This is a genomic window from Haladaptatus sp. CMSO5 (assembly GCF_036689885.1).
Taxonomy (GTDB): Archaea; Halobacteriota; Halobacteria; order Halobacteriales; family Halococcaceae; genus QDMS2.
Map to the genome: position 1 here is coordinate 291103 of NZ_JBAHVW010000001.1, position 13641 is coordinate 304743.

15 protein-coding genes are annotated in these 13641 nt (G+C 62.1%); 10 read left to right on the plus strand and 5 right to left on the minus strand.

What is annotated here, in order from left to right:
- Nucleotides 1-132: 132 nt before the first annotated feature.
- On the plus strand, nt 133-645 hold the full coding sequence (locus tag V5N12_RS01500) for a DUF7858 family protein (protein WP_332897383.1): 513 nt from the start codon (nt 133-135) through the stop codon (nt 643-645).
- Here V5N12_RS01500 and V5N12_RS01505 read toward each other — a convergent pair.
- Together V5N12_RS01505 and V5N12_RS01510 are read right to left on the minus strand one after the other, a co-directional pair.
- The gene (locus V5N12_RS01505; protein WP_332897384.1) at nt 642-1391 is read right to left on the minus strand and encodes an AAA family ATPase; all 750 of its coding nucleotides are present in this window, start codon (nt 1389-1391) and stop codon (nt 642-644) included. The genes V5N12_RS01500 and V5N12_RS01505 overlap by 4 nt on opposite strands.
- Nucleotides 1392-1433: 42 nt before the next feature.
- On the minus strand, nt 1434-1862 hold the full coding sequence (locus V5N12_RS01510) for an HIT family protein (protein WP_332897385.1): 429 nt from the start codon (nt 1860-1862) through the stop codon (nt 1434-1436).
- A gap of 214 nt (nt 1863-2076) precedes the next feature.
- Here V5N12_RS01510 and V5N12_RS01515 point away from each other — a divergent pair, with 214 nt between their 5' ends.
- Genes V5N12_RS01515 through V5N12_RS01550 form a run of 8 tightly spaced genes read left to right on the plus strand, consistent with a single transcriptional unit; the run spans nt 2077 to nt 10319 of the window.
- A complete protein-coding gene (locus V5N12_RS01515; RefSeq protein WP_332897386.1) occupies nt 2077-3339 on the plus strand; it encodes an ABC transporter substrate-binding protein in 1263 nt (420 codons plus the stop codon).
- A gap of 2 nt (nt 3340-3341) precedes the next feature.
- Nucleotides 3342-4187 (plus strand): ABC transporter ATP-binding protein, encoded by an 846-nt coding sequence (locus V5N12_RS01520; RefSeq protein WP_332897387.1) that lies wholly within the window; start codon nt 3342-3344, stop codon nt 4185-4187.
- A 13-nt stretch (nt 4188-4200) separates the two neighbouring features.
- On the plus strand, nt 4201-5016 hold the full coding sequence (locus V5N12_RS01525; RefSeq protein WP_332897388.1) for an ABC transporter ATP-binding protein: 816 nt from the start codon (nt 4201-4203) through the stop codon (nt 5014-5016).
- The gene (locus tag V5N12_RS01530; RefSeq protein ID WP_332897389.1) at nt 5016-7046 is read left to right on the plus strand and encodes an AMP-binding protein; all 2031 of its coding nucleotides are present in this window, start codon (nt 5016-5018) and stop codon (nt 7044-7046) included. Before V5N12_RS01525 ends, V5N12_RS01530 begins: the two co-directional genes overlap by 1 nt.
- A complete protein-coding gene (locus V5N12_RS01535) occupies nt 7046-7981 on the plus strand; it encodes a branched-chain amino acid ABC transporter permease (RefSeq protein WP_332897390.1) in 936 nt (311 codons plus the stop codon). Before V5N12_RS01530 ends, V5N12_RS01535 begins: the two co-directional genes overlap by 1 nt.
- A 55-nt stretch (nt 7982-8036) precedes the next feature.
- Nucleotides 8037-9068, plus strand: a complete 1032-nt coding sequence (locus tag V5N12_RS01540) for a branched-chain amino acid ABC transporter permease (protein ID WP_332897391.1) — start codon at nt 8037-8039, stop codon at nt 9066-9068.
- A 22-nt stretch (nt 9069-9090) separates the two neighbouring features.
- Nucleotides 9091-9489, plus strand: a complete 399-nt coding sequence (locus tag V5N12_RS01545; protein WP_332897392.1) for a PaaI family thioesterase — start codon at nt 9091-9093, stop codon at nt 9487-9489.
- Nucleotides 9486-10319, plus strand: coding sequence for an amidohydrolase family protein (locus tag V5N12_RS01550; protein ID WP_332897393.1), 834 nt, complete (start codon nt 9486-9488; stop codon nt 10317-10319). The genes V5N12_RS01545 and V5N12_RS01550 overlap by 4 nt, the downstream gene beginning before the upstream one ends.
- Here the strand turns inward: V5N12_RS01550 and V5N12_RS01555 are convergent.
- Nucleotides 10316-11131: an enoyl-CoA hydratase/isomerase family protein gene (locus V5N12_RS01555; protein ID WP_332897394.1), complete on the minus strand. Its 816-nt coding sequence runs from the start codon at nt 11129-11131 to the stop codon at nt 10316-10318. The two genes, V5N12_RS01550 and V5N12_RS01555, sit on opposite strands and share 4 nt — an antisense overlap.
- A 55-nt stretch (nt 11132-11186) precedes the next feature.
- Here V5N12_RS01555 and V5N12_RS01560 point away from each other — a divergent pair, with 55 nt between their 5' ends.
- Nucleotides 11187-11957: an SDR family NAD(P)-dependent oxidoreductase gene (locus tag V5N12_RS01560; RefSeq protein ID WP_332897395.1), complete on the plus strand. Its 771-nt coding sequence runs from the start codon at nt 11187-11189 to the stop codon at nt 11955-11957.
- Here V5N12_RS01560 and V5N12_RS01565 read toward each other — a convergent pair whose 3' ends face one another.
- Together V5N12_RS01565 and V5N12_RS01570 are read right to left on the minus strand one after the other, a co-directional pair.
- The gene (locus V5N12_RS01565; protein ID WP_332897396.1) at nt 11958-13124 is read right to left on the minus strand and encodes a phenylacetate--CoA ligase family protein; all 1167 of its coding nucleotides are present in this window, start codon (nt 13122-13124) and stop codon (nt 11958-11960) included. It abuts the gene before it with no gap.
- 31 nt (nt 13125-13155) lie between these two features.
- Nucleotides 13156-13605, minus strand: coding sequence for a thioesterase family protein (locus V5N12_RS01570; protein ID WP_332897397.1), 450 nt, complete (start codon nt 13603-13605; stop codon nt 13156-13158).
- Nucleotides 13606-13641 lie beyond the last annotated feature (36 nt).

Below are 13641 nucleotides of genomic sequence, written 5' to 3' on the forward strand. Positions count from 1 at the left end.
GACGATTTGTCGAAAACCGTCCGAAAGCGGCGCATCGAACCTACCGGTCACCGGTAGGCTACAGTTCTGAAAGCGGTCGAGATTCCACAAACGTGGAAAATTTTTAACTATGATACGTCAGAAGACACACGTATGACACTCTCGGACATCGCCGCCGGGCTGGAGGTGACGACCGAGCAACGCCAGCGCGGGGTTGCGACGGTCGATATCACCGAAACGGCGCTCGCAGACCGGCTCGAACCCGTGGCAGACGACCTGCCCTGTTCTGCCGACGCGGCGGCGACGGTCATAGAGACGTACGCAACCGGCGCGAGCGTGGGCGACTGTGGTCTTGAAGCCAGCGTCGCCCCGGTCACCGCCGCGAAGGTGTTACACCTCGCAGGCGAGGCGACGACGCCACTCAGCCCACAGGGTCGGCAGTTCGTCCGCGACTGGCTGTCTGCAACGCTCTCGCGGGCGGACGCCCTCGCGCTCTCGGGGGCGAGCGACGCCGAGTTTGCCCTCGCGACGTACTGTGAAACCCACGACCCGCTCGCGGCGGTGTGTGAGGCGGCAGAAGGCGCACTCGCGCCGACGGGGTCTGCGAGCGTAGAAAAACGCAACGCGCTCGCGGAGACGATGAGCGACAGCGGCGAGTTCTTCTAGCGAGAAAGCGAGTACGTTTCGAGCAGTCCGGGTTCTTCGAACTCGATCCCGAGGTCGGTGTCGAACAGCGATTCTGCAACGTCAACGACCGACGGCGCAAACTCTCCGTCCTCGGCGGTCGCACAGACCGGTGAATCGGGATCGGTTTCTGGCGATGTTGGAATCAACAGCTCCGTTTCGCGGGCGAACAGCGAGCCATCTGCGCGGTTGGCAATGAGGGAGTCACCGCTCGTGCCCACGTCCTGCAGGCGACCGCGCGTGGGCGAAATCGCGTCCAGTCCGCGTTCGGTGGCAGGCGCGACGAGTGCGACGGCATCGGCTGCCGTGACGGCCGCAACCGCCGGGTTCGAGGCCAGTGGCGGCGTGTCGATGAGGACGACGTCGAACCTGCTGGCGAGGGCTGTTGCGTAGTTCGAGAACTGTTCTGCGGCGGCAGGAGCTTTCGCGCGAGCCAGCTGCTCGAAGGTGGCGTGAGCCGGGGCAATCGAGAGTTGTCCGTCGAGGGCGAGTGGAAGGTCGGAGATGGCGGCTTCAATCGGCTCGTCGCCGGTCACGGCGTCGGTCACGTCCGTTTCGATGGGGCCTGAGACGTACCGCGCCAAGCCCTGCGTTCCGTAGGCGGCGTCGAGGAGTACGACATCGTGGCCGCCGCGGGCGAGCGTCGCACCGAGTTCGAGCGTGAGACGGGTCGTTCCCGCACCACCGACGACACCACAGAGGGCGAGCGACTGCGTCTTCGTATCCATATTTTGAACTACTCAACTAATCGTACAAAAAGGTACGGAGCGTTACTCGGAAGCGGCGCGAATCCCGTCTGCGATGGCGTCAAACTCCTCATCCGTCAGTTCCGGCATGGTTCTGATGATGGAGTGGACGGCCCCGCCGCCGTCGCCCTCGAAGCGCGGGACGATGTGAGCGTGGACGTGTTGTACCTCTTGACCTGCGGCCGTGCCGTTGTTGACGCCGATGTTCGACCCGTCCGCGGAGACGGCTTCTTCGACCGCGGGCGTGAGGTGATACAGCGCCTCGAAGACGGCTTCACCGAGGGCGTCGGGCATGTCTGCCACGGTCCGGTGGTGGGCTTTCGGGATGACGAGCGTGTGGCCTTTCGTGAGTGGATTCACGTCGAGAAACGCCAACACGTTGTCGTCTTCGTACACCGTTCTACTCGGAATCTCTCCAGCGATAATCTTACAGAAAATACAATCGTCGGTCATGCGTTGTGTGTCGCGCGCGGATTTGAAGAAGGTTTCCCGTCTGAGAAATAATCGCGAAACGCATCGTTTTATCGAAGAAGTTAGTGAATTTGTAAATTCGAGAGAGTGGATTCCAGAATTTAAAATCCATGGAGGGTAGCGGCATATAACTGACCGAAATATATAACACCGCACATTACAACATTGTTCAGGAGTAATAATGATGAATGGTCACATGAAACAGAGTACCGAATCACAAGATCAGCCTGCTAGCACGCAGTCTCGACGACGATTCATGCAGGCTGCGGGTGCTGCAGGCCTCCTCTCGGTCGCTGGCTGCCTCGGCGGTGGCGGTGGTAGTGGTGGCGAAGGCACGCTTTCGATTCCCGGCCTCTACGACCAGAGTGGGCCGACCTCAGACGTCGGTCGCCCGACCGCACTCGGCTCACGAGATGCGTTCAAATGGATTAACGAAGAGGGCATCATCGACCAAGAGATCAACCACAACGGGGTCGACTACGCCTACGACGTCGCTCAGGCAAATCAGCAGTACGACGAGTTTACCTCAGACGGGACGCCCCCAATCATCATTGGTTGGGGTACCGCAGACACCGAAGCGCTCGCGCCAAAAGTCGCCCGCGATAAGATTGTGTACATTTCGGCGTCCTACTCCGCGAAACTGCTCACGGAGGAAGCGCCGTACAACTTCTTCGGCAACTTAGACTACACGAGTCAGGCGCGTGCCCACCTGAAGTGGATTGCGGACAACGACCCCGACGGCAAAGTCGCGTTCATCTTCTCTAACACCTCGTTCGGGAAGGCACCCGTCGAAGGCGGGAAGGCATACGCAGAAGAGTTGGGCTTGGAGGTCGGCGACGACATCGACCTGCCGCTCACGGCGAACTCTGCGACGACGCAGCTTCGCAAGGCAAAGGACGACCAAATCGACTACCTCATCCACCAGAACACGGCCGCGCCGATGCAGGTGTTGCTCAAAGACCGCCAGGACGTCTACCCCGAGGTCAACGTCATGGGGCTGACCTACACCGTAGACGAACTCCGCGTCCAAGAGTCACCGGAGACGTTCGAAGGCGTCCGCTACGCGAGTGGGTTCAAGACGTTCGCCGAGGTCATGGAAGGCAGCGGACAGGGTAAAGACGCCATCGAAGCCTCCTTCGAGCGCGAAGGCCGCGACATGGAAGACCCGGGCGTGGCGAACCTCAACTACGTCCGCGGCGTCATCCACGCGATGGTCGCCCTCAAAGGCATCCAGGAAGCCACCAACCTGGACTTAGACCCCTCGATGGGTGAGAACATCCGCTCTGCGATGTTCGAGATCAGCGACTGGGACGTGTTCGGCCTCGCAGAGCCGTTCACCTACGAAGAGGATGACCGTCGACCAACGATGACGGGCCGCATCTACCAAGTCGAAGACGGCGAGATGAAGTTCGACTCGAAGGCCGAACTGCCCCGCCGCGACGACTGGATTGGCCTCTGACGATGACGGCAAGCGAGGCAGAGACGACAGACCGAGCCACAGAAACGGGGCCACCGCCGGTCGTCGAACTCGACAACGCAGAAATCGTCTACGACCGCCACTTCCTCGCCGTCCAAGGCGTCTCGATGGAAGCGAACGAAGGCGACATCATCGCACTCCTCGGCCCGAACGGCGCGGGCAAGAGTACCATCTTGAAGATGATTTCCGGCATCGGCCGCTCCGAGCGTGGCGAGGTGTCTCGGGGACGCATCTACTTCGACGGCGAGGACGTGACCAACTTCGGGACAAACGAGATGGTCTCCCGCGGCGTGACCCACATCCTCGAAGGACGGCGGTCGTTTCGCGACCTGACGGTCGAAGAGAACCTCCGCTGTGGCCTCTACCGACAGGGCCGCCGGTTGCGTTTCAGCGAGGACGACTACGAACTCGCGTTCTCGTATTTCCCGCAGCTACAGGAGATAATGAACCTGAAAGCGGGGTATGCAAGCGGTGGCGAACAGCAGATGCTCGTGATTGCACGCGCGTTGCTCCACCGGCCGCGACTCCTCTTGCTCGATGAGCCATCGCTCGGCCTCGCGCCGAAACTGGTGCGCGACATCTTCGAGACGCTCAAAGAAATCAACGAAAAGGAGAACATCACGATGGTCATCGCAGACCAGAACGCCAAACGCACCCTCGATATCGCAGACTATGGCTATGTTATGGAAAACGGGCAAATCGAGCTTCACGACCCAGCAGACAGCCTCAAGAACCGCGAGGAAATCAAAGAGTTCTACCTCGGCACGAGTCGTGAGGAAGGGCGATATACGGACATTCGCCACTACAAGATTCGCAAACGGTGGACCTGATGGGAGGTGACTCGTGAGCAACGCATCGTTCGACGTTCGAGGCGGCCCACCAGTTCCCCCGGAGGAAGCCGCCCTTGGCTGTAAGGGCATCACCAAAACCTTCGGCGCGGTCACGGCCGTAGACGACGTCACCATCTCAATCCAGAAAGGCGAGTGGGTGTCGATTGTCGGCCCGAACGGCGCGGGAAAGACGAGCCTGCTCAATGTCATCAACGGCTTTTACGAGCCAGACCCCGGCGGACAGGTGTTCCTCGATGGGCAGGACGTGACGAACATGAAGTCCTACCAGCGGGCGCGCCACGGCCTCGGGCGGACGTTCCAGGGCCTCGAACTGTTCGAGAGCGAAGACGTCATCGAGAACGTCATCACGGTCAAGTCAATCAGCCGTCGCCCGAACTTGCTTGAGGCGATGTTGTTCTACTGGCGCGGCCGGGACATCGAGGAGAAAAATATGCGCGATGTCGAGGAGATTATCGACTATCTCGAACTCTGGGAGTATCGCCACAGCCCGATTTCGAGCCTCCCGCTTGGCATTCGTCGGCGGGTAGATTTGGCCCGGGCGCTCGCGCTCGACCCTGACGTGCTCCTCTTAGACGAGGCCATGAGCGGCCTCACCTTCGAGGAGAAGTACGACATGGTGCGCTTTCTGACTGACCTCTACGAAGAGCGCGGCCTGACCGTCGTGATGATCGAACACGACCTCGAAGTCGTCACCGACGTTTCAGACCGGATGATCGTGCTCCAAGAGGGTGCGGTCATCGCCCGTGGGCCGCCAGAGGCGGTCACCGCAGACTCGCTCGTCGCAGAAGTGTACACGGGGGTTGAGTGATGGCCCAAGACGAACTCTCGACCGGCGTGAGCGTAGACCGCGTGGCGAGCGCGCCCGAAGGCGACATCGACATCGTCTCAGACCGCTCGCTGCCCGAGATTCTGTTAGACCACGTCGCAAAACACGGCGACGATATCGCGCTTCGCTGGAAGCAGTTCGGCATCTGGCAAGAGTTCAACTGGACGGCCTACTACGACCGCGTCCGGTGGTTTGCCCTCGGCTTAGAGGAGTACGGCTTCGGTGAAGGCGACGTGCTGTTCACGATTGGCTACAACCGCCCCCACCAGCTGTGGGCGTGGCTTGGCGCACAGTCGCTCGGCGGGATGGCCGCGCCGAACTATCAGGACATGCTCCCCGAGGAAATCGGGAAGCAACTCAACTTGCTTCGCCCGCGCATCGTGTTCGCAGAAGACCAGGAGATGGTCGATAAGGTGCTCTCGGTCGCAGACGACGCACCCGGCTTAGAGACCATCATCTACCGCGACGAACGCGGGATGTTCCGCTACGAACAAGACGACCCGAAAATCGTCAGCTACGCGGAGGTAGAAGCCCGCGGACGCGAACGCTTAGAAAACGGCGAGGTCGATAGCGATTACGTCGCAGAGCGCATCCGCGCCATCGACCCGAACACGCCCGCCATGCTCTCGCCGACGAGTGGGACGACGGGCACGCCAAAGCGGGTGCAACTGTCGCACTTTAACTTCGTGAATCTCGCGAACGCGGCCATCGAAATCGACCCACTCCCGAAGGAATCGGACTACTTCTCGTACCTGCCAATGGCGTGGGTTGGCGAACAGATGATTCTCATCGCCGCCGCGTTCGTCGGCGGGTGGACGGCCAACTTCCCCGAACAAGAGGAAACCGAACGCGAAGACCTCCGCGAGATTGGTCCGGAAATCATCTTCTCGTCGCCGCGCACCTACGAGGCGTGGGTCGCAGACATCAAGGCGAAAATCGAGAACACCACGCGCCTGAAGCGCTGGACCTACGAGAAGGCGATGGCCATCGGCCAGGAGTACACGAAGTACATCACGGGCGAAAAGGCTGGCCAGACGCCGCCCGCAACGCTGCGGGCGAAAAACTGGCTCGCCTACTGGCTGGCCTACCGCCCGATTCTCGACAAAATCGGGCTGAAACGTGCGAAGAACGTCTACACCGGCGGCGGTCCGCTCGGTGAAGAGCACTTCGAATACTACCACGCCCTCGGCGTACGCCTCAAACAGATTTGGGGCCAGTCGGAGGTGTGTGGGTTCGTGACGATGCACCGCGACGGCGACATTCAGGCCGACACGGTCGGCCAAGTGTTCCCGAACGTCGAAGTCGGACTCACCCCCGGTGGCGAACTCGTCGTTCGCGGCCCGGTGGTCACCTCCGGGTACTACAACCAGCCAGAGAAGACGGCGTCGGCCATCGAAGACGGCTGGCTCCACACCGACGACTTCGGCGACATCACCGAAGACGGCCACGTCAAGGTGTTCGACCGGATGGACGACGTGCTCGAACTCGCAGACGGGACGGCAATCGCTCCCATCAGCGTCGAGACGAAGCTCAAGTTCAACCCGTACATCAAAGAGGCGATGATCGTCGGTGACGGCCGCGACTACCTCGCGGCGGTGCTCAACATCCGCTTTGACAACGTCGCAGAGTGGGCAGACCAACGCGACATCCAGTACGCTGGCTACCGCGACCTCACCCAGAAACCCGAGGTACTGGACCTCATCACGGGCGTGGTCGAGGAGACCAACGCCCGTTTAGAAGGCAACGAGATTCGAAAGTTCATCGTCCTGTTCAAGGAGTTCGACCCCGACGACGGCGAACTCACCCGGACGGGGAAGATTCGCCGCAAGGTCGTTGGCGAACGCTACGCCTCGCTCGTGGAGGACATCTACAGCGACAAAGAAGACTGTGAAATCGACATCACCATCACGTATCAGGACGGCCGCGAGACGCGCGAACACGGCGAAATGGCGATTATCGACCTCGACACGGTTGACGAGGAAGAGGTTGCTGCAGACGGAGGGGCAGAATAATGGTTGACGTTCCGGCCCTGTTCGCGACGCTCGTCGCGGGCGTCGGCATCGGTGCAATCTACGCGCTCGTCGCGATGGGCTTTTCGCTCATCTACAAGGTGACGGGCGTGCTCAACTTCGCCCAAGGCCAGCTCGCGCTCGTCGGGGCGTACTTCGTCGCGATTTTCGCCGCGCCGAGCATCATCTGGTTCGTCCCCGCAGGGGTACTCCCGACGCTCGGTGGCGTCGTCGCGCTCGTCGCGACCATCCTCGTCGGCGTGCTGCTTGGCGTGCTGTTAGAGCGGGCCATCTTCCGATTCTTCATCGGAGAACCCGTGCTGTCGGTGATTATCGTCACCCTCGCGTTGGGTGGCATCTTCAGCGGCTTCATCCAGTTCCTCGTCGGCCCGAACTTCCGCGCCTACCCGGAGGCGATATTACCAAACTGGAGCGTGCCGCTCCCGTTCGGGACTGAGATTGGCGGGCCGTTCGCCATTGGCGTCGTGCTCTCGCTGGTCGTCGTCATCGCGCTCATGGTGTTCTTCCGGTACACCGTCACGGGATCGATTCTCCGGGCGGCATCCTCAGACCAGCAAGCGGCGATGGCGCTCGGCGTTTCCATCGAGCGGACGATTATCATCGCGTGGACGCTCTCGATCACGATTACCGCAATCGGGGGCATCCTGCTCGCCATGGCGAACGGCGGGGCTGGCTTCGCCATCGAAACCACGGGCATCATCATCCTCGTGGCGGTAGTGTTCGGCGGGCTTGACAGCGTTCCGGGGGCGTTCCTCGGGGCGATTGTCGTTGGCCTGCTGCGGGAACTCGGGCGCTTTTACGTCGAGGATTTCGTCGGCGCAGGGTTCGCAGAAATCCTGCCGCTCATCTTCCTGCTGTTCATCATCGTCGTGAAACCGTACGGCCTGTTCGGCACCGAACGCATCGAGAGAATCTAACCCATGTACGAACTCAACACACATCGGTCGCTCGTTTCCACCGCGGAGGTGTCGAATGCCCTGCGGTGAGTACTTCACGGACTACGGGTCGCGGATGGGACTGTTTCGCTGGCGCACCCAGCGAATCGCCCTCGTGTTCGGCCTGCCGATTCCGTTCCTCCTCCCGTTCGTGATAGGTGGGGGGACGCTCAATCTGTTCGCCCAGATTTACATCTTTGCGATTGCCGTCCTCGGCTTGAACGTCATTCTCGGCTACGCCGGGGAAATCGTGCTCGCACAGGGGGCGTTCATGGCAATCGGGGCGTACAGCACCTCGCGGATGCTCGGGACGGGCGCTGGCTTACTGCCTGCCATGATCGTCGGTGGCATCATCGCCGCGGGCGTGTCGGTGGCCTTTGGCCTCCCCGCAGTTCGCGTCAAAGGCTTCTACATCGCCATCTCGACGCTCGCCCTGCAGTTCATCGCCGAGTGGTTCTTCCTGAACGACAAGGCGGCGTTCATCCACGGGGGCGTCCAGCAGACTGTTCCCGTAGATGTGGGCCTCCTCGGGAGTTTCATTCGGATTAGCTCGCGGACGGATATCTACTTCCTCGCGCTCATCTCGATGCTGGTGTTCGCGTTGCTGTCGCTCAACTTCAGTCGGACGGGTATCGGGCGGTCGTTCCGTGCGGTCCACGAAAACGACCTCGCCGCGGCCGTCCTCGGCATCAACGTGTTCCGCAACAAGCTGCTCGCGTTCGCCATCGGCGGGTTCATGATTGGCTTTTCGGGCGGCCTCTACGCCGTCTTGATTGGCTTCTTAGACCCGAGTTTCTTCACCATCGAACTGACGCTCCAACACTACGTCATGCTCCTGTTCGGGGGGCTTGGCCGCGTCTGGGGCGCGCTGCTCGGCGTGACGATGGTGGCGATTCTCCTCGACAACCTCCAGGAGTTCTTCAACACCTACGCACCCGACGCGACGTCGTTGATTCCGGTCATCTTCGGAGCCATCATCATCGTCGTGCTCGCCGTCGAGCCAAAGGGGGTGTTGGCTGCGCTCGGCCAACTCAAGGAATACCTGCGCAAGTGGCCATACGCCTATTAGCGAATGGCCACAATCTGAGCGCATGAATCGGACGCAAACCGCCCGCTCTCTTCTCGATAGTTTGCCGTTTCACGAAGCCCACGGCATCGAAATCGTCGAGGTGACCGAAGACACCGCGACGACGCGCATCCCCTTTTCTGACGACCTCGTTGGCAACCCGGACGTGCCCGCCATCCACGGCGGCGTCCTCGCCGCGCTCGTCGACCTGACCGGCGCGGCGCTGTTCGTCGGAAACCTCGGGCGCTACACCCCGACCATCGACATGCGCATCGACTATCTCACCCACGCCGGAGCGGAGACGCTCGTCGGCACCGCCACCCGCGTCCGCGAAGGCGAGTCGATTGGCGTCGCGGACATCGAGATTCGCGCCGGAGACACGGTGTGTGCCGCCGGAATGGGCACGTACAAGCTCTCGACATGACGTTCGCCCCCGCAACCGACGCCCACGTCCACCTGATGCCAGACAGCCTGATGACCGCCATCCGCGGGGCGCTGTACGACGCCGCCGAGTGGGAAATCGACCACCCGACCGACCGCAAGACGATGGAGGCAGAACTCACCGCCGAAGGCGTCGCAAAATACATCGCGCTTCCTTACGCCCACAAACCCGAGATTGCGGCCGAGTTAAACGACTGGGTGCTCGCTCAGTGTGCGGACTCAGAGATGGCTGTGCCGTTCGCCACCGTCCACGGCGACGACGATGTTGGCGAAGTCGTCAAAAGAGCCTTCGAGAAGGGCGCACGCGGCCTCAAGTTCCAGTGTCCGGTGCAGGGCTGTGGCCCCGCAGACCCCCGGCTCGACCCGGCCTTCGAACTGGCTGCCGAATACGACCGGCCCATCATGTTCCACGCCGGCACCGCACCGATGTTCCGCGACAACCCCGCCGTCGGATTCGACCAGTTCGCCCAGTTCGTCGAGACCTATCCCGAGGTACGCGCCTGTTGTGCGCACATGGGCACCTACGACCACGAGGCGTTCATCGAGTGCGCCCGCGAGAACGAACAGGTGTTCTTGGACACGACCGTCGCCATGTCCGCCTCCGCACCCGAGTACATGGACTTCGACCCGGCGGTGATTGATGACGACGTGTTCGAAGACCTTGCTGGCTCGATCATGTACGGTTCTGACTACCCGAACATTCCGTATCCCTACGAAGACGAGCGGACGCACCTGCTCTCGCGTGACCTTTCTGCAGAAGCGTTCGAGCAGTTGTTCCGGGGCGCAGCAGAACGGTTTTTGGGGGAAAATTAATCTCGCGTCCGGGGCTGGGTGCCGGTGAACTCGCGCGGTTTCAGTTCTTCGCGTTTGAGGAAGGCGTTTGCGCGTTCGGTGAACTCGTCTGAGGCCCAGACGTTCGCGGTCATATCGCGGGCCATCTCCTCTGCGAGCAGGCCGAAGTTCGTCCACGGTTTGAGGATGGTTTTGATGGTGCGGTAGGCTTGCGGGCTTTTCGTGTCCACAATCGTCTGGAGCAGTTCAACGGCGTGGGCTTCTGCGTCGCCATCTTCGACCACGCGGTTGATGAGGCCGATGCGTTCGGCTTCCGGCGCGGAGAGGAGCGACCCGGTGAGAAGCATCTCGCGGGCGCGTTTCTCGCCAACGATGAGCGGCAAGAGTTGGACGCCACCCCCTGCAGCAGTCGAGCCGACGCCGACTTCCGGCTGGCCAAAGCGCGCAGAGCGCCCGGCGACGATGAGGTCACAGCCCATCACGAGTTCGTTACCGCCCGCGACGCAGGTGCCTTCGATGGCGGCGACGGCGGGTTTGCCCGTGTCCCTGAGCATGTCGATGGCCTCGAAGTAGGTGGTGAGCCAGCGCGCGCCTTCTTCGAAGGTGAGGCCGTTCAGTTCGCCCAAGTCAGCCCCGGCACAGAAGGTATCGCTTGAGGAGGTGAGGAGAATCCCTTGGACGGACGAATCCTGATCTGCGCGGTCGAACGCGTCGTACAGTTCGAGGACCATCCGCTCGTCTAAGACATTGTGTCGCTCCGGGTTGTCGAGACGGATGGCGGCGAGGCGGTCATCGTCGGCGTGCAGCTCGTACACGATTCGCTCGTAGGACATGGGAAATGCAAACACACCCCAATAGTATAACTCCTCTGCGGGAGTCGATTTCAGCATGCGCGGACTCACTGGAAAAACGGCGTTTGTGACGGGGAGCGGCGGTGGTATCGGACGGGCGATTGCAACGCGACTGGCCGAGGAAGGGGTGACGGTGGCGGTCAACGACATTGACGAAGAGCGGGCCGAAGAGACGGTCGAACAAATCACCGACGCGGGCGGAGAGGCGTTCGCCGCCGTCGCGGACGTGACCGACCTCGACGACGTGCGCGCGGCTATGCAAGCGACCGTTGAGCAGACGGGCAGTCTCGACATACTCGTGAACAACGCTGGCTGGGACCGCATCGAGTGGTTCATGACTCAAGACCCCGCCGTCTGGGACCGCATCATCGACATCAACCTGAAGGGGCAAATCTACTGCTCGCGGGCGGCGGCCGAGCTCATGACCGACCGCGACGACGGCGGGCGAATCATCAACATCGCCTCCGACGCGGGTCGGGTCGGAAGCTCGGGTGAGGCCGTCTACGCCGGGGCGAAAGGCGGGGTGATTGCGTTCACGAAAACGCTCGCCCGCGAACTTGCGCGCAACCAAATCACGTGCAACGTCGTCGCGCCTGGCCCCGCGGACACGCCGCTCACGCGCACCATGCGCGAAGAATCAGACCTCGCAGAGAAGATTCTCGGAAGCATGGCAAAGCAGATTCCGCTCGGCCGGATGACCGAGCCGGAAGACGTGGCAGCGGCGGTCGCCTTCTTCGCCGCAGACGACGCGAGTTTCGTCACCGGACAGGTGCTCTCGGTGTCGGGCGGCCTGACGATGGCTGGATAACTAGTAGCGTTCGTCGACCACCGACGGGCCGTCTTCGAGTTCCTCGACACACTCGACTTCGTTTGGCTTGATGAGCAGGCGGTCTGCGAGTGCGGCGCGGAGTTCCTCCGTGTCCGCCTCGCCCTCACAGACGATGGCGAGGTGGTCGGTCGATTCGGGCCGGGAGACGGTGAGCCGGTAGGTCCCGGTGAGGCCGTCGAAGCCAGCGAGAACGAGGCCGATGGCTTCGGGGTAGAGCTTCACGCCTTTGACCTTCAGGCGGCCGTCGGTACGCCCGATGACGCCGTTTGGGAGCACGACCTTCCCGTCGCGCACGTCAAGGTCAGCGAGGTCGCCGGTGCGATACCGGACGAGCGGCGCGCCCTCCTTTTTCACGTGCGTGACGACGAGTTCGCCGCGGTTGCCCGGTTCGAGCACCTCGCCCGTGTCCGGGTCGATGAGTTCGACCAGCGCGTAGTCTGAAGCGACGTACAGCCCGTCCTCTGCGGCGGTTTCTGCGGCGACAGGGAGAATCTGGCGCGACCCGAAGTAGTCACACGCCGTCTCACAGCCGAGGGCGTCTTTGACCTGCTCGCGCATGCCCGGAATCGACGTGAACGGCTCGCCCGCGCCGATAAAGTGGTCGACCTGCCCGCCCGCCGCGCCGATTTTAAGCGCGTAGCTCGGGTTGCCGATGAGCGCGTCTACCCCGTATTCGTCGATGACGCTCGCGGCCTGTTCTGAGTCGCCCGGACCCAGGGGAATGACCTCTGCGCCGAGTTGTTCTAAGCCGCGATGGATGAGCAGCCCCGTCCCGAACAGGTGGTAGCCAAAGGTGTTGAGGACGCGGTCACCCCGCGAGATACCCGCCTGCTCAAAGAGGGTGGCGTTGACCGCCGCCATGTGGTTCAGGTCTTCGGGCGTGTCGAAAACGGGTTTGAGGTCGTCGCCCATCGGCGTAAAGCAAATCATCGAATCGCCGGGGTAACACGAGCCTTCGGGTGGGTGTGCCTCGAAATCGGCTTCGAGGTCCTCGCCCGAGGTAAAGGGAAGATTTCGGAACTCCTCCCACGAGGACACGGCTTCCGGGTCGATGCCCGCCTCCGCGTAGGTGTCTGCGTAGAACTCGTACGCCGCCACGCGAGAGAGTTGTGCGCGAACCGCCGCAAGCGTCTCGTCGTCGTACATGGTGAGAGATGCGGTGGCATCCCGCATAAAGTCAGAGGGAGGCGCGAAATCGCTCGCGGTCGACGACGCGAAAGACGAGGGCTACCTCGCCGAGCACGCGCCCCCCACTCGAAACCGTCGCGTCGAGAAAGAGCTTCGGCCCGTCTACGTCCGTGAGCCGGGTTTCGACCGTGACCGTCGCGCCGACGGGCGCGGCACTTCGGTGATTGAGACCGACGTACTCGCCAACGGTGCCGGTTCCCTTCGGCAGCAAGCCGTGGAGCGATTCGCGGCCGGTGAACTCGGCAAACGAGACGACGAAGGGCGACCCGAGCACCCGGACGGCTTCCTCGGGCGTGGCGTCTGCGGCGGCGGGTTTCCCGGCGGGGTCTGTCTGCTCGCCAAAGACGGTGGTCGTGTGGTGGGGTTCGACCGTGAACTCGCGGGTGTGGGTGATGTCCTGTTCGCGGAGGCGAGCCAGCGCGTCGTAATCGACGGACATTGTGCGGAGAGACGCCCGCGGGTGAGAAAAATGCGC

Coding starts and splice junctions, on each gene's coding strand:
- V5N12_RS01535 (WP_332897390.1), top strand. CDS start 7,046: ATGGTTGACGTTCCGGCCCTGTTCGCGACGCTCGTCGCGGGCGTCGGC.
- V5N12_RS01545 (WP_332897392.1), top strand. CDS start 9,091: ATGAATCGGACGCAAACCGCCCGCTCTCTTCTCGATAGTTTGCCGTTT.
- V5N12_RS01570 (WP_332897397.1), bottom strand. CDS start 13,605: ATGTCCGTCGATTACGACGCGCTGGCTCGCCTCCGCGAACAGGACATC.
- V5N12_RS01500 (WP_332897383.1), top strand. CDS start 133: ATGACACTCTCGGACATCGCCGCCGGGCTGGAGGTGACGACCGAGCAA.
- V5N12_RS01565 (WP_332897396.1), bottom strand. CDS start 13,124: ATGTACGACGACGAGACGCTTGCGGCGGTTCGCGCACAACTCTCTCGC.
- V5N12_RS01550 (WP_332897393.1), top strand. CDS start 9,486: ATGACGTTCGCCCCCGCAACCGACGCCCACGTCCACCTGATGCCAGAC.
- V5N12_RS01505 (WP_332897384.1), bottom strand. CDS start 1,391: ATGGATACGAAGACGCAGTCGCTCGCCCTCTGTGGTGTCGTCGGTGGT.
- V5N12_RS01540 (WP_332897391.1), top strand. CDS start 8,037: ATGCCCTGCGGTGAGTACTTCACGGACTACGGGTCGCGGATGGGACTG.
- V5N12_RS01530 (WP_332897389.1), top strand. CDS start 5,016: ATGGCCCAAGACGAACTCTCGACCGGCGTGAGCGTAGACCGCGTGGCG.
- V5N12_RS01560 (WP_332897395.1), top strand. CDS start 11,187: ATGCGCGGACTCACTGGAAAAACGGCGTTTGTGACGGGGAGCGGCGGT.
- V5N12_RS01515 (WP_332897386.1), top strand. CDS start 2,077: ATGAAACAGAGTACCGAATCACAAGATCAGCCTGCTAGCACGCAGTCT.
- V5N12_RS01520 (WP_332897387.1), top strand. CDS start 3,342: ATGACGGCAAGCGAGGCAGAGACGACAGACCGAGCCACAGAAACGGGG.
- V5N12_RS01510 (WP_332897385.1), bottom strand. CDS start 1,862: ATGACCGACGATTGTATTTTCTGTAAGATTATCGCTGGAGAGATTCCG.
- V5N12_RS01555 (WP_332897394.1), bottom strand. CDS start 11,131: ATGTCCTACGAGCGAATCGTGTACGAGCTGCACGCCGACGATGACCGC.